A 26104-nucleotide genomic window follows, 5' to 3' on the forward strand; every position below is an offset into this window, starting at 1 on the left:
CGATCAGAAGGGCAGCCGCCCGGCGGCCTCGGTGCTCCGGTCGAGCTTCGCGTCGTACGCCGCCAGGGGCCTGGCCGACCCGGGGTCGGCGCGTACGGCCGCGGGGGCGACCCCGGCCCACTCCAGCACCTCGGCGGTGGCCTTCGCGCGGTCGGCCTCGCCGAGCGCGCCGATGACCGCACCGTGGTTCGCGCCGGGCGCCCACATCACGTACGAGTCGTGCGCGCCGCGCGAGAGGCGGAAGGGCTCCGCTCCCCACGGGTCGTTGGCCCCGTACACGAAGAGCATGCGCTCCGCGTGGTGGCGCACCCAGGAGTCGACGTCGTGCATCGCGCGGGGCTGGAAGCGCATCGGGATGGAGCGCGGCACGTAGGAGCGCGGCTGGTAGATCCCGGGGTAGCGCAGCAGCCCCTTCAGGTGCGGGGTGTCGAACGTCGGGGCGCCGAGCTGGGTGCCTGCCTGGTAGTAGTACGGCGTGTAGTACTCCAGGCCCTGGTCGGTGTAGAAGTCGAAACCGGAGACGGAGTCGACGAAGGAGTAGATGGCGTCCGTGGTGGCGGTCGCCGCGGGCACGTCCGCGCACTCCGCCTGCTGGTGGTACTGCCAGAAGGCCCACACCAGGTCGAGCACCACGTTCTCGTACGCCTTGTCGGCGCTGCCGACGGTGGTGAAGGTCAGGCCGTTGTCGGCGGCGTACTTCTGGTAGCGGGCGACGATCTCGCCCCGGCGGACCAGCGCCTCGCGCTGCACGGCGTTCAGCCGCGCCCGGCAGTCGGCGGTGCCGACGGTGCGGAAGAAGCGGGTGTAGGCGGAGTCCTCGTCGTTCACCACGTCGTTGGGGGCGACGTAGGCGACCGTGCCGGCCATGTCGTGCGGATAGAAGCGGCGGTAGTACGTGGCCGTCATGCCGCCCTTGCTGGCGCCGGTGGCGAGCCAGTTCTCGGCGTAGATCCGGCTCAGCGCCCGGTAGATGCGGTGCTGGTCGCCGGCGGCCTGCCAGATGTCGAGATTGGACCAGTCGGCGGGGGCGGGACGGGACGGGGTGAAGAAGCGGTACTCCATGGAGACCTGGTTGCCGTCGACGATCTGCGTCGGCTCACGGCGGGAGGGGGTCGTGGAGAGGCCGTAGCCGGAGGTGTAGAAGACGGTGGGCCGGTCGGTCCCCTTGTGCAGCACGGTGATCCGCTGCTGGAACGTCCCCTTGGACGGGTGCCGGTGGTCCACCGGCTGCGTGTAGTTCAGGACGAAGAAGCGGTAGCCGGTGACCGGCTTCTCCTCGATCAGGCTCATCCCGGGTATCGCCAGGATGCGGTCCTTGATGTCCGGCTCGTCAGCGGTCGCGGTGGCGACTCCACCGCCGGCGGTGCCTATGAGCAACACCAGCGCCAGCAGCCATCTGAGCGCGTTGCGCATGCCCCCTCCTTTGGGGTTCGACGGGCGTCGCCCGCGAACCTATGAGGAGGAAGTGACCCGCCGCCAGGGGGCGTTGGGCAAAGACCCGCGGCCCGGACCACCGGGTCCGGGCCGCGGAGGCGGCAGGGGCGGCCGCCCGCCCATCACCCGCGTGAACAACCCTGCGGGTCAATACACCTAGGCGACGGCCTCGCTGCTCTCGTCCTCGCCGACGAAGGTGCGCCACAGCACGGCGTACCGGCCGTCGGCGGCGAGGAGTTGCTCGTGCGTGCCGTCCTCGACGATTCGGCCGTGGTCGAGGACGACGACCCGGTCGGCGCGCGCGGCGGTGGTCAGCCGGTGGGCGACGACCAGGGTGGTGCGGCGTACGGCGAGGCGGTCGGCGGCCTGGTTGACCAGCGCCTCGGTGGCCAGGTCCAGGGCGGCCGTCGCCTCGTCGAGCAGCAGGACGTCCGGGTCGACCAGCTCGGCGCGGGCCAGGGCGATCAACTGGCGTTGTCCGGCGGAGAGGTTGCGGCCGCGCTCGGAGACGGAGTGCAGGTAGCCGCCGTCCAGCGTGGCGATCATGTCGTGGGCGCCGACCGCGCGCGCCGCGGCCTCCACCTCGGCGTCGGTCGCGTCCATCCGCCCGTAGGCGATGGCGTCGCGGACCGTCCCCTCGAAGAGGTACGCCTCCTGCGGGACGACGCCGAGCCGCTGGCGGTAGCCGGTCAGGTCGAGCTCGCGGATGTCCTGGCCGTCGACGAGGACGGCGCCCGAGGTCGGGTCGTAGAACCGGGCGACCATCTTGACCAGGGTCGACTTGCCCGCGCCCGTCTCGCCGACGAACGCCACCGTCTGGCCGGCGGGGATCCGCAGGTCGATCCCGGACAGCGCCTCGGCGCCCTCCTCGGTGTAGCGGAAGTGCACGTCGCGGAAGGCGATCTCGCCGCGCAGCCGGCCGACGCCGCGCGGGGACTCGGCGGGCGGGGTGGCGGTCGGTGTGCGCAGCAGCTCGCGGATGCGGCCCAGGGACACCGACGCCTGCTGGTAGCCGTCGAAGACCTGGGAGAGCTGCTGGACGGGTGAGAAGAACAGGTCGATGTAGAGCAGGTACGCCACCAGTGCGCCGGCGGTGAGCGTGCCCGCGCCGATCCGGTGGGCGCCGACGATCAGTACGAGGGCGGCGGCGACGCTGGACAGCAGCTGCACGAAGGGGAAGTAGACCGAGATCAGCCACTGGCCGCGCACGCGCGCCTGCCGGTAGGCGTCGCTGCGGTCGGCGAAGCGCTCGGCGCCGCCGCGCTCGCCGCGGAAGGCCTGCACGACGCGGAGCCCCGCGACGTGCTCCTGCAGATCGGCGTTGACGACGCTGACCCGTTCCCGGGCCAGCTCGTAGGCCTTGACGGACTTGCGTCGGAAGACCCAGGTGGCGACGAAGAGCACCGGCAGGGTGGCGAAGACGATCAGCGCCAGCTGGACGTCGATCACCAGCAGCGCGACCAGGATGCCGAGGAAGGTGAGCACGCTGACCAGCGCGGTGACCAGACCGGTCTGCAGGAACGTCGACAGTGCGTCGACGTCGGTCGTCATCCGGGTCATGATGCGGCCGCTCAGCTCGCGCTCGTAGTAGTCGAGACCGAGCCGGTGCAGGTGGGAGAAGATCTTCACGCGGAGCATGTAGAGCACCCGCTCGCCGGTACGGCCGGTCAGGCGCGTGGAGCCCCACTGCGCGACCCACTGCGCGCCGACGACGACGAGGCCCAGCAGCGCGGCGGCCCAGACGGCGCCGAGCGCCGCCTGCCGGACGCCGGAGTCGATGCCGTGCCGGATCAGGACCGGCAGCAGCAGCCCGGCCAGCGCGTCCACGGCGACGAACACCAGGCTGAGCAGCAGGGGGCCGCGGAAGCCGCGCAGCAGACTGCGCAGGCCGAAGTCCTTCTCGACGGAGGACGCCGCGTCCTCGTCGACGTCCGGGGTGTCCAGGGCCGGGGGCAGCGCCGACACCTGCGCCAGCAGCTCGGGGGTGGCCGGCATGCCGGCCATGGCCGAGGCCATGCCGCCCGGGCCGCCGCGCGCGGCGGCCGCTGAGGGTGTGGCCTGTGCCCGACCGGTGTTCTCGTCGCGGTGCCGGCGGTCCTGCGGCCACAGGGCCGCGGTCACGCCCCCGGCCGCGGGCGCCGGGGCGGCGGTGGGGGCCGCGGAGGCCGCGACCGCGCCGTCGCCCGGCCACTCGGTGAGGGGCAGGACCTCGCCCGCGGGATCGTGCGTGACGACGTCCGAGCCGAGCTCGTCGGGGTCGGTGAGCAGCCGCCGGTACAGCGGGCAGCGGGCCTCCAGCTCCTCGTGGGTGCCCACGTCGACCAGCCGGCCGGCCTCCAGGACGGCGATCCGGTCGGCGAGGGCGAGGGTGGAGTGCCGGTGGGCGATGAGCAGGGTCGTGCGGCCCGCCATCACCTCGCGGAGCGCGTCGTGGATCTCGGCCTCGACGCGGGCGTCGACGGCGGAGGTCGCGTCGTCGAGGACGAGCAGCCGCGGGTCGGTGAGGATGGCGCGGGCCAGGGCGACGCGCTGGCGCTGGCCGCCGGAGAGGGTCAGCCCCTGCTCGCCGACGACGGTGTCGTACCCCTCGGGCAGGGCGCTGATGAACTCGTCCGCCTGGGCGTGCCGGGTCGCGGTGAGGATCTGCTCGTCGGTGGCGTCGGGGTGGCCGTAGGCGATGTTGGCGCGGATGGTGTCGGAGAACAGGAAGCTGTCCTCCGGCACGAGCCCTATGGCGTCGCGCAGGGAGTCGAAGGTGAGCTCGCGCACGTCGCGGCCGCCGACGCGGACGGCGCCGCCGGTCACGTCGTAGAAGCGCGGCAGCAGCAGCGAGACGGTCGACTTGCCGCTGCCGGAGGCACCGACGACGGCGACGGTCTCGCCCGGCTCGACGGTGAGCGAGAAGTCGTCCAGCACGGGGCGGGTGCGGTCGTAGCCAAAGCTGACGTGGTCGAACTCGACGGTGGCCGCGGCCTCGCGGGGCAGCTGCCCGGTGCCCTCCTCCAGGCTGGGCCGGGTGTCGATCAGCTCGGTGACGCGCTCGACGCCGGCCCGGGCCTGCTGGCCGACGGTCAGCATCATGGTGAGCATGCGCACCGGGCCGGTCAGCTGCGCGAGGTAGGTCGAGAACGCGACGAAGGTGCCCAGGGTGATCTGGCCCCGTACGGCCATCCAGCCGCCGAGCGCCAGCATGCCGACCTGCCCGAGCGAGGGCACGGCCTGCAGGGCGGGGCTGTAGCGCGCGTTGAGCCTGATGGTGCGCAGGCGCCCGGCGAAGAGCCGCTCGCTGACCGAGCGCAGCTTGGACATCTCCTGCTGCTCCTGGCCGAAGCCCTTCACGACGCGGACACCGGTCACCGAGCCGTCCACGATCCCGGCGACGGCGGCGGCCTGACCCTGCGCGTACCACGTGGCGGGGAAGAGCCGCTTGCGGCTGCGGTCGGCGAGGAACCACAGGGCGGGCGCGACGGCGAGGGCGATCACGGTCAGCAGCGGCGAGAGCACGAACATCACGACGATCGACAGGACGAACAGCAGGACGTTGCCGATCATCATGGGCGCCATGAAGAGCAGGCCCTGGATGAGCTGCAGGTCACTGGTGGCGCGGCCGACGACCTGACCGGTGTTGAGCTCGTCCTGGCGCGCGCCGTCCAGCCGGGTGAGCGAGTGGAACATGTCCGTGCGCAGGTCGTGCTGCACGTCGAGGGCGAGCCTGCCGCCGTAGAAGCGCCGCAGGAAGGTCATCAGGTAGACCACGATCGCGGCGGCGATCAGCACGCCCGCCCAGGGGGCGAGCGGCTTGTCGTGCTTGACGATGACGTCGTCGATGATCAGCTTGGGGACGAGCGGCACGAGGGCCATCACGGCCATGCCGGCGAGCGAGGAACCGAGCGCGAGGCCCACGTTCCACCGGTAGCGCCAGCAGTAGCGCATCAGCCGCCGGAGCCAGCCCTCGGCCGCCACGGCCTGCCCGGCCTTCGCTTGGTCGTCCTTCGCCGCCACCCGGTGTCCTTCCGTCCCGTCCTTCTCGCCGGAGGATCACAACGCCCTGGAGTGCGGATTTCATCCTCCTGCAACAAAACTACGGCGAAGGTCCGACAGTGCTCGGGCGGAGGTCCTGGGACAAAGGCCACCGAAACGTTTCTCCCGCGGCCGGGCCCGGGTTCCCGGCCCCCGGTCACCCGAGGTGGGTCGGCGCGAACATCCGCAGGCGCGCGGGGAGCACGACCACGGAGGGGCCGGGCGCCGCGAGGGCGTCCGCGAGGTCGTCGCGCAGCCGCTCGGGGCTGGTGCGGACCGCCGGGACTCCGAAGGAGGCGGCGAGGGCGGCGAAGTCCGGCCGGGCCAGCTCGGTCCCGGTGGCCTCGCCGAACGCGTCCGTCATGTACTCGCGCAGGATGCCGTAGCCGCCGTCGTCGACGATCAGCCAGGTCACGGGCAGGCCGTACTGCCGGGCCGTGGCGAGCTCCGCGATCGAGTACATCGCGCCGCCGTCGCCGGAGACGGCCAGCACGGGCCGGGTGCGGTCCGCGGCGGCCGCGCCGAGCGCGGCGGGGAAGCCGTAGCCGAGGCCGCCGGCGCCCTGGGCGGAGTGCATCGGCCCGGGCCACGCCGACCAGGCCCAGTAGGCGAGGATCGTCATGTCCCAGAAGCTGGGGGCGTCCTCGGGGAGTGCGTCCCGCACGGCAGCGAGGACCTGCCGTTCCAGGCCGAGGTCCTGGCCGTCGATCCGTTTCCGGACCCGCTCCAGCAGGGCCGCCACCGCTTGGGGCGCCGCCGCGTCGCGGCGCTCGTCGACGGCCGCGGCGAGCGCGCCGAGGGCGAGCCGGGCGTCGGCGTGGATGCCGAGCGCCGGGTGGTTGGACTCCAGCTTGCCGAGGTCGGCCTCGATCTGGATCACCCGGCCGCGCGGGCGGAAGGTGTGGTAGTTCGAGGAGAGCTCGCCCAGTCCGGAGCCGACCACCAGAAGGACGTCGGCCTCCTCCAGGAAGTCGGTGGTGTGCCGGTCCTCCAGCCAGCTGCGCAGCGACAGCGGGTGTTCCCAGGGGAAGGCGCCCTTGCCGCCGAAGGTGCAGGCGACCGGGGAGTCGAGCCGTTCGGCGAGGGCGCGCAGCTCCGCCCCGGCCCCCGCGCGCACGACCCCGCCGCCGGCCAGCACGACCGGCCGCTCGGCGCGGGACAGCAGGGCCGCGGCCTCGGCGACCAGCTCGGCGCGCGGGTGCAGCGGCCGGGGCTCGGCCGCCAGCTCCCCGACCGGCGGGACGGAGACGGGGGCGAGCAGTACGTCCTGCGGGATCTCCACCCAGACCGGCCCGTACGGCGCGGTCAGGGCCGACTCCCAGGCGGCGGCGAGGGCCGAGGGGATCTGGGAGGCGGTGCGGACGGTGTGCACCGACTTGACGATGTCGCGGAACGACGCCTTCTGGTCGACGAGTTCGTGCAGGTAGCCGTGGCGGCCGCCGCCGAGGCCCGCCACCGGCACCTGGCTGCCGATCGCGACGACCGGCGCCGACGCGGCGGCCGACTCCTGCAGCGCGGCGAGCGTCATCAGTGCGCCGGGGCCGGTGGAGACCAGCAGCGGCGCCGCGCCGCCCGTGACCCGGGCGTACGCGTCCGCGGCGAAGCCCGCGTTGTTCTCCACGCGCAGCCCCACGTACTCCAGCTTCGAGCGCCGCAGCGCGTCGAAGGCGCCCAGCGCGTGCTGCCCGGGCAGCCCGAAGACGGTCGTCGCGCCGAGCGCCGCCAGGGATTCGACGACCAGGTCTCCGCCGTTCCGCTCGCTCACGCGCGGCCCGCCGCGATCTGCCGCGTCATGATCGTGGTCAGCTCGTACGCGGTGTGGGAGGCCGCGACGCTGGTGATCTCGGCGTGGTCGTAGGCGGGGGCGACCTCGACGACGTCGGCGGAGACCAGGTTGCAGGAGGCCAGGCCGCGCAGGATCTCCAGCAGCTCGCGGGAGGTGATGCCGCCGGCCTCGGGGGTGCCGGTGCCGGGGGCGTGGGCCGGGTCGAGGACGTCGATGTCGATGGAGATGTACAGCGGGCGGTCGCCGATGCGCTCGCGCAGCTGCTGGGCGACCTCGTCGGCGCCGCGCCGGTAGACGTCGGCGGAGGTGACGATGCCGAAGCCCATCTTCTCGTCGTCGGTGAGGTCCTGCTTGCCGTACAGCGGTCCGCGGGTGCCGACGTGGGAGAGCGCGGAGGTGTCGAGGACGCCCTCCTCGACGGCCCGGCGGAACGGGGTGCCGTGGGTGTACTCGGCCCCGAAGTAGGTGTCCCAGGTGTCGAGGTGGGCGTCGAAGTGCAGCAGGGCGACGGGGCCGTGCTTGCGGGCCATGGCGCGCAGCAGGGGCAGCGAGATGGTGTGGTCGCCGCCGAGGGTCATCAGGCGGGCGCCGGTGTCGAGCAGGTCGTCGGCGGCGGCCTGGATGGTCTCGACGGCCTCATGGATGTCGAACGGGTTGGCCGCGATGTCGCCGGCGTCGGCGACCTGCGCGAGCGCGAAGGGCGAGGCGTCCTGCGCCGGGTTGTACGGGCGCAGCAGACGGGAGGCCTCGCGGATCGCGTTGCCGCCGAAGCGGGCGCCGGGGCGGTAGGAGACGCCGGCGTCGAAGGGCACGCCGACCACGGCGACGTCGGTGGTGCCGACCTCGTCCAGGCGCGGGAGCCGCGCGAACGTGGCGGGACCCGCATACCGCGGGGTGCGGGAGGAGTCGACGGGGCCGCGCGGCTCGGTGCTGCTCATGAGTAACTGCCTTCTTTCGTACGCTTCGTTGCGTTCTGCTCGCTTTGTGACTTTATCCGACCGGAACGGTCCCCTCGGCGGCCGGGACGGGCGTGCGCCCGGCCAGCCGCTCCCGCCAGGCCGCCAGCACGGCGGCGTCGGTCGGCTTGGTGGCGAGGCTCACCGCGACGTACGCGACGAGGGAGGCCAGCAGCCCGTAGTAGACGGGCTCGTTGGCGAGGATGCCCTTCCAGGCCATCAGGCCCACGACGGCCAGACCGCCGACGGCCACCGAGGTGAGGGCGCCCGCCGCGGTGCCGCGCTTCCACAGCAGACCGCCGAGGATCGGCACCAGCAGTCCGCCGACGAGCAGGTTGTACGCCACGGTCAGCGCCTCGACGACGTTGTTCAGCGCGATGGCGGTGACGATCACGACCACGCCCATGATCAGGATGAAGGCGCGGTTGCCCGAGACCTCGTCGTGCGCGTCCTCTTCGCCGTCCCGGCCGCGGGAGACCACGCCGCGCAGGCGCGACCAGATGTCGTTGTTCGCCACGGTGGCGCAGGCGATCAGGGCGCCGGAGGAGGTGGACATCACCGCGGAGAGCGCGGCGGCCAGCACCAGGCCGCGCACGCCCACCGGCAGCGCGTCCTTGACGATGGTGGCGAAGGCGTCGTCGGCCGCGGCCAGATCGGGGTACAGCACCTTGGCGGCGGTGCCGATGACGGCGCCGGCGACGGCGTACACCAGGCAGTAGACGCCGGCCACGGTGCCGCCGAGTTTGGCGACCCTGTCGCTGCGGGCGGTGAACACCCGCTGCCAGATGTCCTGGCCGATGAGCATGCCGAAGGTGTAGATCAGCACATAGGTGAAGATCGTCTGCCCGCCGATGCCCAGGGGCGCGAAGTACTCGGTCGGCAGCTGCGCCTTCATCTGCGCGAAGCCGCCCGCCTTGACCACCGCGATCGGCAGCAGCAGGACCAGCACACCGAGCGTCTTGACCACGAACTGCACCATGTCGGTGAGCGTGATCGACCACATGCCGCCCAGCGTGGAGTACGCCACCACGACGGCGCCGCCCAGGATGATCGCCAGGGTGCGGTCCAGGCCGAACAGGACGTCGAAGATCGTCGCGTAGGCGATGGTCGAGGTGACCGCGAGCATCAACGTGTACGCCCACATGACGACGCCGGAGATGACTCCGGCCGAGCCGCCGTAGCGCAGGTCGAGCATCTCGGAGACGGTGTAGACCCTCAGGCGGGCGATGCGGGCCGAGAAGAAAACGCTCAGCGCCAGCAGGCCGAGTCCGATGGTGAAGACCATCCAGGCTCCGGACAGCCCGTACTGGTAGCCGAGGCCCACGCCGCCGATGGTGGAGGCCCCGCCGAGGACGATCGCGGCCATGGTGCCGGAGTACATCGACGGGCCCAGCCGGCGGCCTGCGACCAGGAACTCGCTCTTGGACCTGGCGCGGCGCATGCCCCACCAGCCCACGGCGAGCATGCCGGCCAGATAGCCGATGATCACGGCGTAGTCGACGGCCATGAACCCTCCTCCATCGGTAGCGCGGGCGGAGCCGCTGGCTTCCTCTGCGGTGACGATAGGTGGCCGGGGAGAGGCGCTGAAGTGTACGTTTCCTCCACTCCGACCGGTCAGCATGGAGGAAACGCACATGACTCCCCCGCGTCAGGGCCTGGCGCCGCCCACCCCGCCGATCCCGCTCGCGACCCTGCTCGCCCTCCCCGACCTGGGGCTGCGTCAGGTCGCGGGGCCGTCCGCGGCCGAGCGGGACGTCCGCGTCCAGTGGGTGCACACCAGCGAGATGGAGGACCCCTTTCCCTACCTCCTCGGCGGGGAGCTGCTGCTGACCGCGGGGGTGCACTTCGCCTCGGCCGAGGGCGCCGACGCCTACCTGGACCGCTACGTGGCCCGCACGGTCGAGGCGGGGGCGGCGGCGCTCGGCTTCGGCCTCGCCCCGGTGCACGACGAGACCCCGGCGGCACTGCTGGCCGCCTGCGACCGCCACGGCCTGCCGCTGGTGGAGGTGCCGCCGCAAACGCCCTTCACCGCCGTCGCACGGGCGGTCTGGCAGGCCATGAACGAGGCCCGGGTCCGTGAGCTGCGGCACGTCACCGAGGCGCAGCAGGCCCTCGCCGCGGCCGCCGCGCGCCCCGATCCCGTCCCTTCGGTGCTGCGCAGGCTGGCGGGCCGGCTGGGCGCGTGGGCCGCGCTGATCGCCCCGGACGGCTCCGAGGTGTACGCGGCGGGCACCGCCCCGGACCCGCAGGCCCGTACGGCAGCGGTCCGGCTCGCCCGGGTGGTCCGCCCGGCGCCGGACGCGCACGCGCCGTCGTCGGCGACCGACACCCATGCCGGGACGCGCCTGTCGGCGTACGCCCTCGCCGGCGGCGCACCAAGCGAGCGGCCGGCGCTCGTCCTGGCCACCGGCCGCCCCGATCCGGGCGACCACGCGGTCGCCAACGTCGCCGCCGTGCTGCTCTCGCTGCTCACCGGGCCGCACCTGGGGAGCGCGGAGGCGGGCCGGTCCGCGGCGCTGGTACGGATGCTGCTGGGCGCCACGCCCGAGGAGGCGGCCCCCCTGCTGGGACCGCAATCACGGTGGGCCGTCGTGCACGCCCGCAGGCGCGGCGGCACGGCCGGACCGCCGGCGGCGGCCGCCCTCGGCACGGCGCTGGGCACCGCGCTCATCGAGCCGGGGGACACGGTCGTACGTCTGCTGCTGCCGGCCGGCCGCGAGGTCACCGCCCAGCCGGGGTGGACCCTCGGGGTGAGCGGCCCGGTGGCGGTGGCCGCCCTCGTCACCGGCGACGGTCAGGCCGCGGGCGCGCTGCGCCGGGCGGTCGCCACCCGGGTGCCGCTGGTGGTCCACCGCGCAGCCGGTCCCGGCATGTCCGGACTGATCGCCCCGGACGACGCCCGGGGCAGGGCGCGGGAACTGCTGGCTCCGGTGGCGGACTCGCCCGCCCTGGTGGAGACGCTGCGCACCTGGATCGGCCTGCACGGCAGCTGGGACCGTACGGCCGTCGCCCTGGAGGTGCACCGCAACACCGTGCGCCAGCGCGTCGGACGGGCCGCGACCCTGCTGGAGGCGGACCTGGACGACCCGGACGTACGCATGGAGCTGTGGTTCGCGTTGCGCTGGCTGTGAAGCCGTCCACCCCGCCGCACCGGGCTTCCTGACGCCCCGGCAGGAGGTAACGGACCGGCGTCGATCGGCGGCCGCCCGCACGCACGTCCGACAGCAGGCGACAATGGGGGTCATGCTGCCCCATGTCACCGTGCCGTCCCGCAAGGCCCTCGCCGACCACCTCGTACGCACGCGCATCGCGGGCGACGTCGCCACTCCCCGCGAGAACAACCGCTCGCACTACCGCAGACTCGCCGAGGGCGACCGCCACTACTGGTTCGGCCTGGAGTTCGGCGACCGCTGGACGGACGAGGAGGCGGTGCTGGCGGTCATGGCCGAGCGCTGCGGGGTCGTGGCCGACCCCGGCCACGTCCAGGGGCAGGACACCATCGACCCCGAGCTGACGATCAGCGCGCTGGACCGCGCCGCACGAATGCTCGGCAAGGCCGTGGAGGGCGGACAGCGGGTGCTGTTCGCCACCGGACACCCCGGCGGTCTGCTGGACGTCCACCGCACCCTGGCCGCGGCCGTACGGGCCGCCGGGGCCGAGGTCGTCGCGATCCCCGGCGGGCTGTCCGCCGACGAGGGCGGCGTCTTCCAGTTCTGCGACGTGGCCATGCTGGAGCGCGGCGCCACGCTGTGGCACACCCACTCCCCCCGCCCGATGGCCGCGGTCCTGGACGCCATGGCCGCGCAGGGGCGGCCGATGCCCGACCTGGTCGTCGCCGACCACGGCTGGGCCGGGTGCGCCGGGCAGCGCGGCATCGACGCGATCGGCTTCGCCGACTGCAACGACCCGGCGCTCTTCCTCGCGGAGGCGGAGGGCACGGTCTCGGTGACCGTCCCGCTCGACGACCACGTCACCGACCCGCGCCACTACGACCCGATGACCGCCTACCTGCTGGACGCGGCGGGCCTGACCGGCTCCGCGTGACAGGAGGGCCACGCCCCCGAAGAGGCGTGGCCCGCCGTTTCCCGACGGGCCCCGGAACGCCGACCTTCCGGCGTCCCGGGGCCCGATGCCGTCAGGCCGGGACCTTCGCCCCGCCCTTGGTCCGCGACATGGGAACCCCCGTTCCCCGTGCTTCCCCCGTGGGCCCCGTTCCCCCGTAGGCCCCGGTTTCCCCCGTCGACCGACGCGGCACGGCCGCCCGGGCATGCGGCCCGGCGGTGTGCTCGTTACGATCGCCGTCGATTCTGCCGGGCCGGCGCCGCCGGGAGATCAACCCCGGGGCGGACATCGCGGTCCACCCCCGGGTGGAGTGGCAGGCCGTCCGGAGAAAGGCGCGGGAGCGTGGTACGGGTCGTAATCGTCGACGACGAGACGCTGGTGAGGACCGCCCTGCGGCGCATCCTGGAGTCCGCCGGAGACATCAGGGTGGTCGCGGACTGCGACAGCCGCGCGGCACTGGCCGCCGTCCGCGGGCACGCGCCCGACCTGGTACTCCTGGACACGGTGATGCCCGACCCCGACGGCCTGACCGTGCTGCGCGCCGTACGGGCGCTGCCCGATCCGCCGGCCGTCGCGATGCTCACCGGATTCGACACCAGCGCCCACATCACCGCCGCCATGCGCGCGGGCGCGACGGGTTTCCTGCTCAAGGACACGGCGGTCGCCACCCTCATCGACGCCGTCCGGGTGCTCGCCTCCGGCGGGACGGTCTTCACTCCCACCGTCAGCCGCGCCGTGGTCGACGGCTACCTGGGCACGGCCGACGCCCGGGGGACGGACGCGGCCGGGGCGGCCCTGGACCGGCTGACCGGGCGTGAGCGGGAGGTGCTGCTGCTGGTCGCCGGGGGCCTGTCGAACCTGGAGATCGCCGAGCGGCTGCACATCACGGTGGCCACGGTGAAGGACCATGTGCGCGCGCTGCTGCGCAAGCTCGACGCTCCGAACCGGGTGTCGCTTGCGATCACGGCGCACCGGGCCGGGCTCTCGCCGGGAAGCGCCGCGTGAGGCTCCCCCGGGCCGCCGTCGACGGGTGCCTGGTCGCCGTCGCCACGGCCGAGGCCTGGGCCACCCGTTCCCTGGGCGGTCCCTTCGCGCTGACGGCGGCGTACGTGGCGGCCGGCGCCCTCGCGCTGCGCCGGCGGCTGCCGCTGACGGTGCTGCTGGCCACCCTGCCCGCCCTGTCGCTGGGCTACGTGTGGCTGGCCCCCATGGCCGCGCTGTACACGATCGCCGCCGACGGCGGCGCGCTCACCGTGGCGCGCGCCCGGCGGTTGCTGCGGCGCCGGCAGCCGCCTCCGGGCCGGAGGCGGCTCCCGCGGGCTCTGGCCGTGACGTGGGGCAGCGCGGCGGCCGTCGCCTTTGTGTCGTTCTTCCCCTGGCCGTGGATCGGGGAGGTCGACTGGTCCCCCGCGGCAACCCTGCTCGCCGTGCTGCTGTCGGCGCTGCTGGCCGTGGCCCCGACCGCGCTGGGGCTGCTCACCGCGTCGCGCCGTGAACTGGCGGCGCGGCTCGCCGAGCTCGCCGAGAGCCGGGAGCGGGAACGGCGGCTGGCCGCGGAGCGGGCGGTGGTGCGGGAGCGCACGCGGCTCGCGCGGGAGATGCACGACACCGTGGCCCACCACATCAGCCTGATCGCCGTGCAGTCGGGCGCGCTGGAGGCGACCGCCCGCGGCGACGAGGCACGGGCCGCGGCAGGCACCGTACGGCAGCTCAGCCGCGACGCGCTGGACGAGCTGCGGCACATGGTGGGGCTGCTGCGGATGCCGGTGGCGGTGGGCGGCGGCGAGGACGCCGGACCGGGGCTCACGGAGCTGCCCACGCTGCTCGCCGCGGCGGGACCGGAGGTGCACGGCGACCTGCCCGCCACCGGCGGGACCGGGTGCCCGCCACCGGTGCAGCACGCGGCCTACCGCACCGTGCAGGAGGCCCTCACCAACGTGCGCAAGCACGCCCCGGGGGCGCGGACCGAGGTGACGGTGCGGCTCGCCGCCGACGCGCTGCACGTCGCGGTGCGGAACGCGCCGGGCGGCGAGGACCCGCAGGGCCCGGCGCTGCCGTCCGGTGGGCACGGCCTCACCGGGCTGCGCGAGCGCGCCGCCCAGCTCGGCGGCACCCTGGACGCGGGTCCCGAACCGGACGGCGGCTTCTTGGTGCGGGCGACCCTGCCGCTCGACGCCAGGCGGTGACCGTCCACCTGTGACCGTGCCCAACGGACCCGTGCCCCCACGGACTCGTGGACCCGTGGAGCCGTGACCCGGTGGCTCAGTCCCGCGGTACGCGGACCACGCCCTCCTGGATGACGGAGACGGCGAGCCGCCCGTCCTGGGTGTAGATGCGCGCGGTGCCGAGTCCGCGCCCACCGGAGGCGGAGGGACTCTGCTGGTCGTACAGCAGCCATTCGTCGGCGCGGAACGGCCGGTGGAACCACATGGCGTGGTCCAGGCTCGCGCCCACCACGTCGCCGACCGCCCAGCCGCCGCGCCCGTGGGCCAGCAGCACGGAGTCCAGCAGCGTCATGTCCGACACATAGGTGGCGAGGCAGACGTGGAGCAGCGGGTCGTCGGCGAGCTTGCCGTTGGTGCGGAACCACACCTGGGAGCGGGGCTCACGCGGCCCGGCCCCGGCGGCGAGGAACGGTGGGGCGTCGGCGTAGCGCAGGTCGACGGCGGCGCGGGCCTCCAGGAGGCGGTCCACGACCGAGGGGTCGGGGAACCGGTCCCGGTGCGGGAGCAGCAGCTCCTCGCCCGTGGGCAGGGTCTCCGGATCCGGCGCCGGCGGCATCGGCTCCTGGTGCTCCAGCCCGTCCTCGTACGTCTGGAAGGACGCGGACAGGTGGAAGATCGGCTGCCCGTGCTGCACCGCGACCACCCGGCGGGTGGTGAAGGAGCGGCCGTCACGGATGCGGTCGACCTGGTAGACGATCGGCGCGCCCGGGTCCCCCATGCGCAGGAAGTAGGCGTGCAGGGAGTGGGCGTCGCGTCCTTCCGGGACCGTGCGCCCCGCCGCGACCAGCGCCTGTGCGGCGACCTGGCCCCCGAAGACACGGGGGACGACGGCGGGGCGGCTGGCGCCGCGGAAGATGTCCTGCTCGATCCGCTCGAGGTCGAGCAGATCGAGCAGGGACTGCAGTGCGTGGTTGGTCACGTGCGTCTCTCGGGGTCGGCGGACCGTCCGGTCACAGCCCCATCGACTTGGCGATGATCGACTTCATGACCTCGCTGGTGCCGCCGTAGATGCGGTGCACGCGGTTGTCCGCGTACAGACGGGCGATCGGGTACTCCAGCATGTAACCGTAGCCACCATGCAGCTGGAGGCACCGGTCGATGACCTTCGCCGCGGTCTCGGTGCAGAAGAGCTTGGCTCGCGCGGCGTCGGCGGCGGTGAAGTCGCCGTGCTCGTGGGCCTCCAGGCCGCGGTCGACGACGGCCTGCATGGCGTCGACGTCGGAGGCGCACTCGGCGAGCACGAACTTGGTGTTCTGGAACTCGGCGACGCTCTTGCCGAAGACCTTGCGGTCGCGCACGTACTGGGTGGCGAAGCGGACGGCGGCATCGGCCTGGGCGTAGGAGCCGACGGCGATCGCGAGGCGCTCGACCGGCAGGTTGTGCGCCAGGTAGGAGAAGGCCCTGCCCTCCTCGCCGAGCAGGTCCTCGACGGGGACCTTGACGTCGGTGAAGGACAGCTCCGCGGTGTCGGAGGTGCGCAGGCCGATCTTCTCCAGCTTGCGGCCGACGGCGTAGCCCTCGCTCGTGGTGTCGACCACGAGGATCGACAGGCCGCGGCGGCGGTCCTCCGGGGTGGCGGACGAGGTGCGGCAGACGACCAGCACGCGGTCGGCGACCACGCCGCCGGTGATGAAGGTCTTGGCGCCGTTGAGGACGTAGTGGGTGCCGTCCTCGGAGAGCCTGGCGGTGGTGGTCATGCCGGCCAGGTCGGAGCCGGTGCCGGGCTCGGTCATGGCGATGGCGGTCATCATGTCGCCGCTGATGAAGTCCGGCAGCCAGCGCTTCTTCTGCTCGTCACTGGCGAACTCGAGGAGGTAGGGGAGCACCAGGCCGGTGTGCACGCCACTGCTGCCGAAGCTGACGCCGGCGCGGGCGCACTCCTCGGTCACCACGGCGCTGAACTTCCAGCCCGTGATGCCGGCGCCGCCGTACTCCTCGGGCACCTCGATGCCGAAGATGCCCAGCTCGCCCAGGCGCCGGTAGAAGTCGCGGGGCGGATACCCCGCCTCCTCCCACTCGGGGTAGACGGGCACGACCTCGTTGGCGATGAAGTCCCGGATCGTCTCCCGGAAGGCCTCGTGGTCCTCGTTGAATACCGTGCGACGCACTTGGCGCCTCCTCTGCACACCGAGCGATAAGCAAGCGCTCAGTAAGTTACTTCCCGGTTGTGCGCGCTGTCCAGAGCGGCGAAGGCGCCCAGGGCCAGCCGGTGCAGCAGGACGGCGGTAGCCGCGCGGCCGGGCAGCCCCCCGTGCGGGCCGAGGTGCGGGGTGGAGTTGAGCAGGCCGAAGACGGCGTGCACGGCCGCCCGGACCTCCGGCTCGGCGGCCCCGGGGTGCACCTCGCGGACGACCGTGACCCACTGCTCGACGTACTGGCGCTGGAGCTGGCGCACGAGCTTGCGGTCGGAGTCGCGGAGCCGGTCCAGCTCGCGGTCGTGGAGGATGATCAGCGCCCGGTCGTCCAGCGCGAAGTCGATGTGCCCGCGGACCAGGGCGTCCAGCGCGGCGTGCGCGCCTTCGGCCTCGGCGACGCGCATGCGGCCCGCCGAGTGCAGCCGGCCGCTGATCCCGACGAGCAGTTCGGCGAGCATCGCGTCCTTGCCCGCAAAGTGCCGGTACAGCCCCGGGCCGCTGATACCGACGGCCGCCCCTATCTCGTCCACGCCGACCCCGTGGAACCCGCGCTCGGCGAAGAGCCGCGCGGCCTCCCTCAGGATCTGGTCGCGCCTGCCGCTGGCGGCCCTGGCCGCCGTCCTCGTGGGCTCCACACCGCACCTTTCCGCGAGGCGTCCGGTCTGCGGATGCCCCCCGCGATCTCATCGTCCTACCATTCTAGACAGCCGTGTTAACGACCGCTAACGTGGTCGACAACACGTTAACGACCGCTAACTCCTCCGGGGGCCCGTGACATGGAAGCACCCGTCCTCGCCAGCGCCGCGGATCCGGCGAGCGAGGCCTACCGCGCCAACGAGAAGGCGCACGCCGAGCTCTCCGCGCGGCTGCGCGAGAAGCTCGCCGCGGCCGCGCTCGGCGGCGGCGAGAAGGCCCGCGCCCGGCACACCGCGCGCGGCAAGCTGCTCCCCCGTGACCGGGTGGACGGGCTGCTCGACCCCGGATCGCCCTTCCTGGAGCTCGCCCCGCTGGCCGCCGACGGCATGTACGACGGCCAGGCCCCGGCCGCCGGCGTCGTCGCCGGGATCGGCCGGGTCGCCGGCCGCGAGGTCGTCGTCGTCGCCAACGACGCCACCGTCAAGGGCGGCACCTACTACCCGATGACGGTCAAGAAGCACCTGCGCGCCCAGGAGATCGCCCTGGACAACCGGCTGCCGTGCGTCTACCTGGTGGACTCCGGCGGCGCCTTCCTGCCGAAGCAGGACGAGGTCTTCCCCGACCGCGACCACTTCGGGCGGATCTTCTTCAACCAGGCCACCATGTCCGCGCGCGGCATCCCGCAGATCGCCGCCGTCCTCGGCTCCTGCACGGCGGGCGGCGCCTACGTCCCGGCGATGAGCGACGAGGCGGTGATCGTCCGCGGTCAGGGCACGATCTTCCTCGGCGGGCCGCCGCTGGTGAAGGCCGCCACCGGCGAGGTGGTCACGGCCGAGGAGCTCGGCGGCGGCGAGGTGCACTCCCGCACCTCCGGCGTCACCGACCACCTGGCCGAGGACGACTCCCACGCGCTGCGCATCGTGCGGAACATCGTGGCGACCCTGCCCGCCCGCGGCGAACTGCCCTGGACGGTCGGGCCCGTCGAGGAGCCCGCCGTCGACCCGGCCGGGCTCTACGGCGCGGTCCCGGTCGACTCGCGCACCCCCTACGACGTCCGCGAGGTCATCGCCCGTCTCGTCGACGGCAGCCGCTTCGCGGAGTTCAAGTCCGAGTACGGCACGACGCTGGTCACCGGCTTCGCCCGGATCCACGGCCACCCGGTGGGCATCGTCGCCAACAACGGCATCCTCTTCTCCGAATCGGCCCAGAAGGGCGCGCACTTCATCGAGCTGTGCGACCAGCGCGGCATCCCGCTGCTCTTCCTGCAGAACATCTCGGGCTTCATGGTGGGTCGTCAGTACGAGGCGGGCGGCATCGCCAAGCACGGCGCCAAAATGGTGACGGCGGTCGCCACGACCCGGGTGCCCAAGCTGACCGTGGTCATCGGCGGCTCCTACGGCGCGGGCAACTACTCGATGTGCGGCCGCGCCTATTCGCCGCGCTTCCTGTGGATGTGGCCCAACGCCAAGATCTCCGTCATGGGCGGTGAGCAGGCCGCCTCCGTGCTGGCCACCGTCAAACGCGACCAGATCGAGGCGGCCGGTGACAGCTGGGCGGCGGAGGACGAGGAGGGCTTCAAGGCCCCCATCCGCGCCCAGTACGAGGAGCAGGGCAACGCCTACTACGCGACGGCCCGGCTGTGGGACGACGGGGTCATCGACCCGCTGCAGACCCGCCAGGTGCTGGGACTGGCCCTGACCGCCTGCGCCAACGCGCCGGTTCCGCAACGCGATCCGCAGGCGCCGGGCTTCGGCGTCTTCCGGATGTAGGGGGAGCACTCAGATGTCAGCGATGTTCGACACCGTCCTGGTGGCCAACCGCGGCGAGATCGCCGTCCGCGTCATCCGCACCCTGCGGCGGCTCGGGATCCGTTCGGTCGCCGTCTTCAGCGACGCCGACGCGGGCGCCCGGCATGTGCGCGAGGCCGACACCGCCGTGCGCATCGGCCCCGCGGCCGCCTCGGAGAGCTACCTGTCGATCGAGCGGCTGCTGGAGGCGGCCGCCCGTACCGGCGCCCAGGCCGTCCACCCCGGTTACGGGTTCCTCGCCGAGAACGCCGCCTTCGCCCGCGCCTGCGCGGACGCGGGGCTCGCCTTCATCGGGCCGCCCGCCCGGGCCATCGAGCTCATGGGTGACAAGATCCGCGCCAAGGAGACCGTCCGCGAGGCCGGGGTCCCGGTGGTGCCGGGGAGCAGCGGCAGCGGGCTCACCGACGAGCAGCTGACGGCCGCGGCCCTGGAGATCGGCACCCCGGTGCTGCTGAAACCCTCCGCGGGCGGCGGTGGCAAGGGCATGCGCCTGGTGCGCGACACGGCCCTGCTCGCCGAGGAGATCGCGGCCGCCCGCCGGGAGGCGCGCGGCTCCTTCGGGGACGACACCCTGCTGGTGGAACGGTGGATCGACCGTCCCCGGCACATCGAGATCCAGGTGCTGGCCGACGGCCACGGCAACGTGGTGCACCTCGGCGAGCGCGAGTGCTCGCTGCAGCGCCGCCACCAGAAGGTGATCGAGGAGGCCCCCTCGGTCCTGCTGGACGAGGCGACCCGGGCCGCCATGGGTGCCGCCGCCGTGCAGGCCGCGCTGTCCTGCGGCTACGTCGGCGCGGGCACCGTGGAGTTCATCGTCCCCGGCGCCGATCCGTCCGCCTACTGCTTCATGGAGATGAACACCCGCCTCCAGGTCGAGCACCCCGTCACCGAACTGGTCACCGGGCTGGACCTGGTGGAGTGGCAGCTGCGGATCGCCGCGGGCGAGCGGCTCTCCTTCGGGCAGGACGAGGTCGCCCTGACCGGGCACGCCGTCGAGGCCCGGATCTGCGCCGAGGTGCCCTCACGCAACTTCCTGCCGTCGGCGGGCACCGTGCTGGCGCTGGACGAGCCCGCGGGTGAAGGAGTGCGCGTCGACTCCGGGCTCCGCGCGGGCAGCGAGATCGGCACGTCCTACGACCCGATGCTCGCCAAGGTCATCGCGTACGGCCCCGACCGCCCGACGGCACTGCGCCGGCTGCGGGCCGCCCTCGCCGGGACGACCGTGCTGGGCCTGGAGACCAACACCGGCTTCCTGCGCCGCCTCCTGGCCCACCCCGACGTCGTCTCCGGCGAGATGGACACCGGCCTGATCGACCGGGAGCTGGCAGGCCTGGTGCCCTCCGAGGTGCCCGTCGAGGTGTACGCGGCGGCCGCCCTGCTGCGCCACGCGGCCCTGGAACCCGCGGTGGCGGGCGGCGGCTGGCGGGACCCCTTCTCCGTGCCGAGCGGCTGGCGGCTCGGCGGCGAGCCCGCCTGGACCGACCACTGGCTGCGCGTGCCCGGGTCCGAGGCCGTGCGGGTCCGCGTCCGCGGCAGCGCCCCGGAGGCCGAGGTGCGGGTCGAGGGGGCCGCCGCGGTGCGGGCCCGGCTGTTCGCCGGCTCCGGCCGGCGGATCACCGTCGAGTGGGACGGCGTCACGCACGCCTTCGACCACGCCGGCGACTGGCTCGGCAGGGACGGCGACGGCTGGCACCTGCAGCCGTACGACCCGGTGGAGGCCGCGCTGCGCGGCGGCGCCGGCGCGGGCGGGGTGGACACCCTGGCCGCGCCCATGCCGGGCACGGTGACCGTGGTCAAGGTCGCCAAGGGCGACGAGGTCACCGCGGGCCAGAGCCTGCTCGTGGTGGAGGCGATGAAGATGGAGCACGTCATCACCGCCCCGCACGACGGCACCGTCACCGAGATCGACGTGACCCCGGGCAGCACCGTCGCCATGGACCAGGTGCTCGCCGTCGTCACCCCGCACCAGGAGGAGGCCGAGTGACGACCGTCGGGCGAACCCCAGGGCTGCCCATGTCCGTGCCGATGGACGGGCTGCCGGACCGCGTGCGCATCCACGAGGTCGGCGCGCGCGACGGCCTGCAGAACGAGAAGGCCACGGTGCCCACCGAGGTCAAGGCCGAGTTCGTGCACCGCCTGGCCGGCGCCGGGCTGACCACCATCGAGGCCACCAGTTTCGTGCACCCCGACTGGGTGCCCCAGCTCGCCGACGCCGAGCAGCTGATGCCGCTGCTGGGCGACCTGGGCGAAGGGATCCGGCTGCCCGTGCTGGTGCCCAACCGGCGCGGGCTGGAGCGGGCCCTGGCGCTGGGGGTGCGCGAGGTCGCCGTCTTCGGCAGCGCGACCGAGTCCTTCGCCAAGGCCAACCTCAACCGCACGGTCGACGAGTCGCTGGAGATGTTCGCGCCGGTCGTCACCGCCGCCAAGGAGGCGGGGGCGAGGGTGCGCGGCTACCTGTCGATGTGCTTCGGCGACCCCTGGGAGGGCTCCGTGCCCGTCCCGCAGGTCGCCGCGGTCGCCCGCAGGCTCCTCGACCTGGGCTGCGACGAGCTCAGCCTCGGCGACACCATCGGCGTCGCCACCCCCGGCCACGTCGTGGCACTGCTGGACACCCTGACCGGCCTGGACGTGCCCGTCGAGCGGCTCGCCGTCCACTTCCACGACACCTACGGCCAGGCGCTGTCCAACACCCTGACCGCCCTCCGGCACGGCGTGACCGTCGTCGACGCCTCCGCCGGCGGCCTCGGCGGCTGCCCGTACGCCAGGAGCGCCACCGGGAACCTCGCCACCGAGGACCTGGTCTGGATGCTCGACGGCCTCGGCGTCGAGACCGGGGTCGACCTCAGCCGCCTCACCGCCACCAGCGTGTGGATGGCGGAGCAATTGGGCCGACCGAGCCCGTCCCGTACCGTCCGCGCCCTCTCCCACCAGGAGTGACCACAGCCATGACGACCGCCCACCGGCTCCCCGCCGAGTACGAGGAACTCCGCCGCACGGTGGAGGAGTTCGCGCACGACGTCGTCGCGCCGAAGATCGGCGAGTTCTACGAGCACGACGAGTTCCCCTACGAGATCATCCGCGAGATGGGCCGCATGGGCCTGTTCGGCCTACCCTTCCCCGAGGAGTACGGCGGCATGGGCGGCGACTACTTCGCCCTGTGCATCGCCCTGGAGGAACTCGCCCGGGTGGACTCCTCCGTGGCGATCACCCTGGAGGCGGGCGTCTCGCTCGGCGCCATGCCGGTCTTCCGCTTCGGCACCGAGGAGCAGAAGCGCACCTGGCTGCCCCGGCTGACCTCCGGCGAGCAGCTGGGCGCCTTCGGGCTGACCGAGCCCGACTGCGGCTCCGACGCCGGCGGCACCCGCACCACGGCCCGGCTGGACGAGGCGACGAACGAGTGGGTGATCAACGGCACCAAGAGCTTCATCACCAACTCGGGCACCGACATCACCGCCCTGGTCACGGTCACCGCCGTCACGGGCCGCAAGGAGGACGGCCGCCCGGAGATCTCCTCGATCATCGTTCCGTCCGGCGCCCCGGGCTTCACGGTCTCGAAGAAGTACAGCAAGGTCGGCTGGAACGCCTCCGACACCCGGGAGCTGTCCTTCTCCGACTGCCGCGTGCCGGCCGCCAACCTGCTGGGTGAGCAGGGCCGGGGCTACGCCCAGTTCCTGCGCATCCTGGACGAGGGCCGGATCGCCATCGCGGCCCTCGCCACCGGGCTGGCGCAGGGCTGTGTGGACGAGTCCGTCGCCTACGCCAAGGAGCGCACGGCCTTCGGCCGCCCGATCGGCGGCAACCAGGCGATCGCCTTCAAGCTCGCCGACATGGAGATGCGCGCCCACACCGCCCGGCTGGCCTGGCGGGACGCGGCGTCCCGGCTGGTCGCCGGAGAGCCCTTCAAGAAGGAGGCGGCGATGGCCAAGCTGTACTCCTCGGAGATCGCCGTCACCAACGCCCGCGAGGCCACCCAGGTGCACGGCGGCTACGGCTTCATGAACGAGTACCCGGTCGCCCGCATGTGGCGGGACTCCAAGATCCTGGAGATCGGCGAGGGCACCAGCGAGGTGCAGCGCATGCTGATCGCGCGCGAGCTCGGCCTTCCGGCGTAGTTTTCGCCGCCCCCTGCCCGATATCGGGCAGAAATCTTGCGATCAGCCTCCTCCGTCCCTCAGTATCAACCGGTGCTCGAACACCGGACGACCCATGACGACCTCGTCGACCACCTGGTGCGGACCACGCCGCTGCAACGCGGCGAGGTCGCCCGGGTGGTCCTCGACGTCCTGGCGTACTTCGACGAGACAGCCGAGGACTTCGTGCGGCGCCGCCACCGTGAGCTGCAGGCCAGGGGCCTGCAGAACACGGAGATCTTCGAACGGATCACGGCCGAGCTGCCGCACCGGGCGGTCGCACCGCCCGAGTACTCACTGCGGCAGCTGCGCCGCATCGTCTACGGCTGACAGCGAGACCGGGCCGCCTCGTGCGACCGGGAGGGACGGAAACATGTGCGGAATCGTCGGCTACATCGGGAAGCGTGATGTCGCCCCGCTGCTGCTGGAAGGCCTGCAGCGACTGGAGTACCGCGGATACGACTCCGCGGGCATCGTGATCGCCGGCAGGTCCGGCGGGCTCAGGGCCGTCAAGGCCAAGGGCCGGGTCCGTGAGCTGGAGGCACGGGTCCCGAAGCGCTTCGCCGGGACCACCGGCATCGCGCACACCCGCTGGGCCACCCACGGCGCCCCGAGCGACGAGAACGCGCACCCGCACCTCGACACCGAGGGCAAGGTCGCCGTCGTCCACAACGGCATCGTCGACAACGCCTCCGAGCTGCGCGCCAAGCTGGAGGCCGACGGCGTGGTCTTCGCCTCCGAGACCGACACCGAGGTGATCACCCACCTCGTGGCCCGCTCCCAGGCCGAGTCCCTGGAGGAGAAGGTCCGCGAGGCGCTGAAGGTCGTCGAGGGCACCTACGGCATCGCCGTGATGCACGCCGATTTCCCCGACCGGATCGTCGTGGCCCGCAACGGCTCGCCGGTGGTCCTCGGCATCGGCGAGAAGGAGATGTTCGTCGCCTCCGACGTCGCCGCGCTGATCTCCCACACCCGCCAGGTCGTCACCCTCGACGACGGCGAGATGGCCACCCTGAAGGCCGACGACTTCCGTACGTACACGACCTCGGGCACCCGCACCACCGCCACCCCCGAGACCGTGGAGTGGGAGGCCGCCTCCTACGACATGGGCGGTCACGACACGTACATGCACAAGGAGATCTGCGAGCAGCCCGACGCGGTCGACCGCGTGCTGCGCGGCCGGATCGACGACAAGTTCTCCACCGTGCACCTGGGCGGTCTGAACCTCGACGCCCGCGAGGCGCGCGGCATCCGCCGTGTGAAGATCCTCGGCTGCGGGACCTCCTACCACGCCGGTCTGATCGGCGCCTCACTGATCGAGGGCCTGGCCCGGATCCCGGCCGACTCGGAGCCGGCCTCCGAGTTCCGCTACCGCAACCCGGTCGTGGACCCCGACACGCTCTACATCGCCGTCTCGCAGTCCGGGGAGACCTACGACGCGCTGGCGGCGGTGCAGGAGCTCAAGCGCAAGGGCGCCCGCGTCCTCGGCGTGGTGAACGTGGTGGGTTCCGCGATCGCCCGGGAGACCGACGGCGGTGTGTACGTGCACGCCGGCCCGGAGGTCTGCGTCGTCTCCACCAAGTGCTTCACCAACACCGTCGTCGCCTTCGCGCTGCTCGCCCTGCACCTGGGCCGCATCCGCGACCTGTCGGTGGCCGACGGCAAGCGGATCATCGAGGGCCTGCGCGCGCTGCCCGGGCAGATCCAGGAGATCCTCACGCAGGAGGAGGACATCAAGAAGCTGGCGGCCGAATACGCGCAGGCCAAGTCGATGATGTTCATCGGCCGGGTGCGCGGTTACCCGGTCGCGCTGGAGGCCTCGCTGAAGCTGAAGGAGATCTCCTACATCCACGCCGAGGCGTACCCGGCCTCCGAGCTCAAGCACGGCCCGCTGGCCCTGATCGAGCCCGCGATGCCGACGGTCGCGATCGTCCCGGACGACTCGCTGCTGGAGAAGAACCGCGCCGCGATGGAGGAGATCAAGGCCCGCAGCGGCCGGATCCTCGCGGTCGCGCACCAGGAGCAGGAGAAGGCGGACCACACGATCCTCGTCCCGAAGAACGAGGACGAGCTCGACCCGATCCTGATGGGCATCCCGCTGCAGCTGCTGGCGTACCACACGGCGCTGGCACTGGGCCGGGACATCGACAAGCCGCGCAACCTGGCGAAGTCCGTCACCGTCGAGTAGCCGGCCCCGGCACGCACGAGGCCCCGGCACGCACGAGGCCCCCCGCGCCCGAGGGTGCGGGGGGCCTCGCCGCTGCTTCCCCGGGCGTCAGGCCGCGTGCCCGCGGTGCGGCATGGCCAGCCGCCAGCCGTCGGCGAGGGCACGCCGCCCCCACGTGGCGTTGGTGAGCAGTGCCGTCCCGCCGTACCAGGCGACCGCGCCGGCCGCGAGGCCGACCCAGCCGGCCACCTTGCCGAGGCCGCCGTTGGAGGCGAGGGCCGCGACACCGAACAGCGCCATGGACACGGTCAGCAGCCCGAAGACCGCCTGTGCCACGCCGCCCATCTGCCACGCTGCCATCGTGAGGCTGAGCGCCGCCAGCGCCCACAGGAGCATGAACAGCCCGGTGACCTCCTTGCTCGCACCCGCGCCGGTCGCCGCCGACCAGGTCACCCAGAGGGCGCCGAGCAGGGCGAAGGCCGTGCCGGTGAAGCCGTTGCCACCGTAGAACTCCCACATGCCGGCGACGAATTGCGTGACGCCGCCGACGACGAGCGCGAGTCCCGCGGCGTCGGCCGCCGCGGTGTTGTCGAATACGCCCGTGCTGAGCAGCCCAAAGGCGATCAGTGTCAGGCCGAGTGCCAGATATCCCAGAGCCGTGGCGCCGGCTCGTGCGGTGCTTGCCGTGGAGACGTCGTTGTCCACCGCGGGCCCCCTTCGGGTACGAGGGAAGAAACTGCAGGTG

19 protein-coding genes are annotated in these 26104 nt (G+C 73.1%); 10 read left to right on the forward strand and 9 right to left on the reverse strand.

Annotated elements, in window-relative coordinates:
• Positions 1–3 precede the first annotated feature (3 nt).
• The 5 genes from ACFW3D_RS02790 to ACFW3D_RS02810 all read right to left on the reverse strand — a co-directional run bounded on the left by ACFW3D_RS02790 (position 4) and on the right by ACFW3D_RS02810 (position 9703).
• Complete coding sequence (locus ACFW3D_RS02790; protein ID WP_500500551.1) at positions 4–1413, reverse strand: S28 family serine protease; 1410 nt, start codon at positions 1411–1413, stop codon at positions 4–6.
• Between the two features lie 177 nt (positions 1414–1590).
• Positions 1591–5367, reverse strand: a complete 3777-nt coding sequence (locus ACFW3D_RS02795) for an ABC transporter ATP-binding protein (protein WP_500500720.1) — start codon at positions 5365–5367, stop codon at positions 1591–1593.
• A gap of 244 nt (positions 5368–5611) precedes the next feature.
• On the reverse strand, positions 5612–7219 hold the full coding sequence (locus ACFW3D_RS02800) for a thiamine pyrophosphate-binding protein (protein WP_500500553.1): 1608 nt from the start codon (positions 7217–7219) through the stop codon (positions 5612–5614).
• Positions 7216–8178, reverse strand: a complete 963-nt coding sequence (gene speB / locus ACFW3D_RS02805) for an agmatinase (protein ID WP_500500554.1) — start codon at positions 8176–8178, stop codon at positions 7216–7218. The genes ACFW3D_RS02800 and speB overlap by 4 nt, the downstream gene beginning before the upstream one ends.
• A gap of 52 nt (positions 8179–8230) precedes the next feature.
• Complete coding sequence (locus tag ACFW3D_RS02810) at positions 8231–9703, reverse strand: sodium:solute symporter family protein (protein WP_500500556.1); 1473 nt, start codon at positions 9701–9703, stop codon at positions 8231–8233.
• A 127-nt stretch (positions 9704–9830) separates the two neighbouring features.
• On the opposite strand from ACFW3D_RS02810, the gene ACFW3D_RS02815 reads away from it, so the two are divergent.
• The 4 genes from ACFW3D_RS02815 to ACFW3D_RS02830 all read left to right on the forward strand — a co-directional run bounded on the left by ACFW3D_RS02815 (position 9831) and on the right by ACFW3D_RS02830 (position 14444).
• Positions 9831–11327, forward strand: coding sequence for a PucR family transcriptional regulator (locus tag ACFW3D_RS02815; RefSeq protein WP_500500558.1), 1497 nt, complete (start codon positions 9831–9833; stop codon positions 11325–11327).
• Positions 11328–11430: 103 nt separating this feature from the next.
• Positions 11431–12240 carry a phosphatase gene (locus tag ACFW3D_RS02820; RefSeq protein ID WP_500500560.1) on the forward strand — a complete coding sequence of 270 codons (810 nt, stop codon included), beginning with the start codon at positions 11431–11433 and terminating at the stop codon, positions 12238–12240.
• A 360-nt stretch (positions 12241–12600) separates the two neighbouring features.
• Positions 12601–13263 carry a response regulator gene (locus ACFW3D_RS02825; protein ID WP_500500562.1) on the forward strand — a complete coding sequence of 221 codons (663 nt, stop codon included), beginning with the start codon at positions 12601–12603 and terminating at the stop codon, positions 13261–13263.
• Positions 13260–14444 carry a sensor histidine kinase gene (locus tag ACFW3D_RS02830; RefSeq protein WP_500500564.1) on the forward strand — a complete coding sequence of 395 codons (1185 nt, stop codon included), beginning with the start codon at positions 13260–13262 and terminating at the stop codon, positions 14442–14444. The genes ACFW3D_RS02825 and ACFW3D_RS02830 overlap by 4 nt, the downstream gene beginning before the upstream one ends.
• Before the next feature lie 76 nt (positions 14445–14520).
• On the opposite strand, the gene ACFW3D_RS02835 is transcribed toward ACFW3D_RS02830, so the two are convergent.
• From ACFW3D_RS02835 to ACFW3D_RS02845, 3 genes are read right to left on the reverse strand one after another with little or no spacing between them, the layout of a single operon-like run.
• A complete protein-coding gene (locus tag ACFW3D_RS02835) occupies positions 14521–15402 on the reverse strand; it encodes an acyl-CoA thioesterase (RefSeq protein WP_500500566.1) in 882 nt (293 codons plus the stop codon).
• Between the two features lie 31 nt (positions 15403–15433).
• Positions 15434–16591 carry an acyl-CoA dehydrogenase family protein gene (locus ACFW3D_RS02840; protein ID WP_500500568.1) on the reverse strand — a complete coding sequence of 386 codons (1158 nt, stop codon included), beginning with the start codon at positions 16589–16591 and terminating at the stop codon, positions 15434–15436.
• A gap of 38 nt (positions 16592–16629) precedes the next feature.
• On the reverse strand, positions 16630–17253 hold the full coding sequence (locus tag ACFW3D_RS02845; RefSeq protein WP_500500571.1) for an SACE_7040 family transcriptional regulator: 624 nt from the start codon (positions 17251–17253) through the stop codon (positions 16630–16632).
• Positions 17254–17394: 141 nt separating this feature from the next.
• Between ACFW3D_RS02845 and ACFW3D_RS02850 the strand changes: the two genes are divergently transcribed.
• The 6 genes from ACFW3D_RS02850 (at position 17395) to glmS (ending at position 25380) form a co-directional block, all read left to right on the forward strand.
• Positions 17395–19023 (forward strand): carboxyl transferase domain-containing protein, encoded by a 1629-nt coding sequence (locus ACFW3D_RS02850; RefSeq protein WP_500500573.1) that lies wholly within the window; start codon positions 17395–17397, stop codon positions 19021–19023.
• Positions 19024–19045: 22 nt separating this feature from the next.
• Positions 19046–21046: an acetyl/propionyl/methylcrotonyl-CoA carboxylase subunit alpha gene (locus ACFW3D_RS02855; protein WP_500500722.1), complete on the forward strand. Its 2001-nt coding sequence runs from the start codon at positions 19046–19048 to the stop codon at positions 21044–21046.
• A gap of 29 nt (positions 21047–21075) precedes the next feature.
• Positions 21076–21999 (forward strand): hydroxymethylglutaryl-CoA lyase, encoded by a 924-nt coding sequence (locus ACFW3D_RS02860; protein WP_500500724.1) that lies wholly within the window; start codon positions 21076–21078, stop codon positions 21997–21999.
• Between the two features lie 8 nt (positions 22000–22007).
• Positions 22008–23174: an acyl-CoA dehydrogenase family protein gene (locus tag ACFW3D_RS02865; protein WP_500500575.1), complete on the forward strand. Its 1167-nt coding sequence runs from the start codon at positions 22008–22010 to the stop codon at positions 23172–23174.
• 72 nt (positions 23175–23246) lie between these two features.
• Positions 23247–23522, forward strand: a complete 276-nt coding sequence (locus ACFW3D_RS02870) for a hypothetical protein (protein ID WP_500500577.1) — start codon at positions 23247–23249, stop codon at positions 23520–23522.
• Between the two features lie 43 nt (positions 23523–23565).
• The gene (gene glmS / locus ACFW3D_RS02875) at positions 23566–25380 is read left to right on the forward strand and encodes a glutamine--fructose-6-phosphate transaminase (isomerizing) (RefSeq protein ID WP_500500579.1); all 1815 of its coding nucleotides are present in this window, start codon (positions 23566–23568) and stop codon (positions 25378–25380) included.
• An 87-nt stretch (positions 25381–25467) separates the two neighbouring features.
• Here glmS and ACFW3D_RS02880 read toward each other — a convergent pair whose 3' ends face one another.
• Positions 25468–26064 carry an acetate uptake transporter gene (locus ACFW3D_RS02880; protein ID WP_500500581.1) on the reverse strand — a complete coding sequence of 199 codons (597 nt, stop codon included), beginning with the start codon at positions 26062–26064 and terminating at the stop codon, positions 25468–25470.
• Positions 26065–26104 lie beyond the last annotated feature (40 nt).

The organism is Streptomyces sp. NPDC058864, from assembly GCF_042742985.1.
In the GTDB taxonomy this organism is placed as follows: Bacteria; Actinomycetota; Actinomycetes; order Streptomycetales; family Streptomycetaceae; genus Actinacidiphila.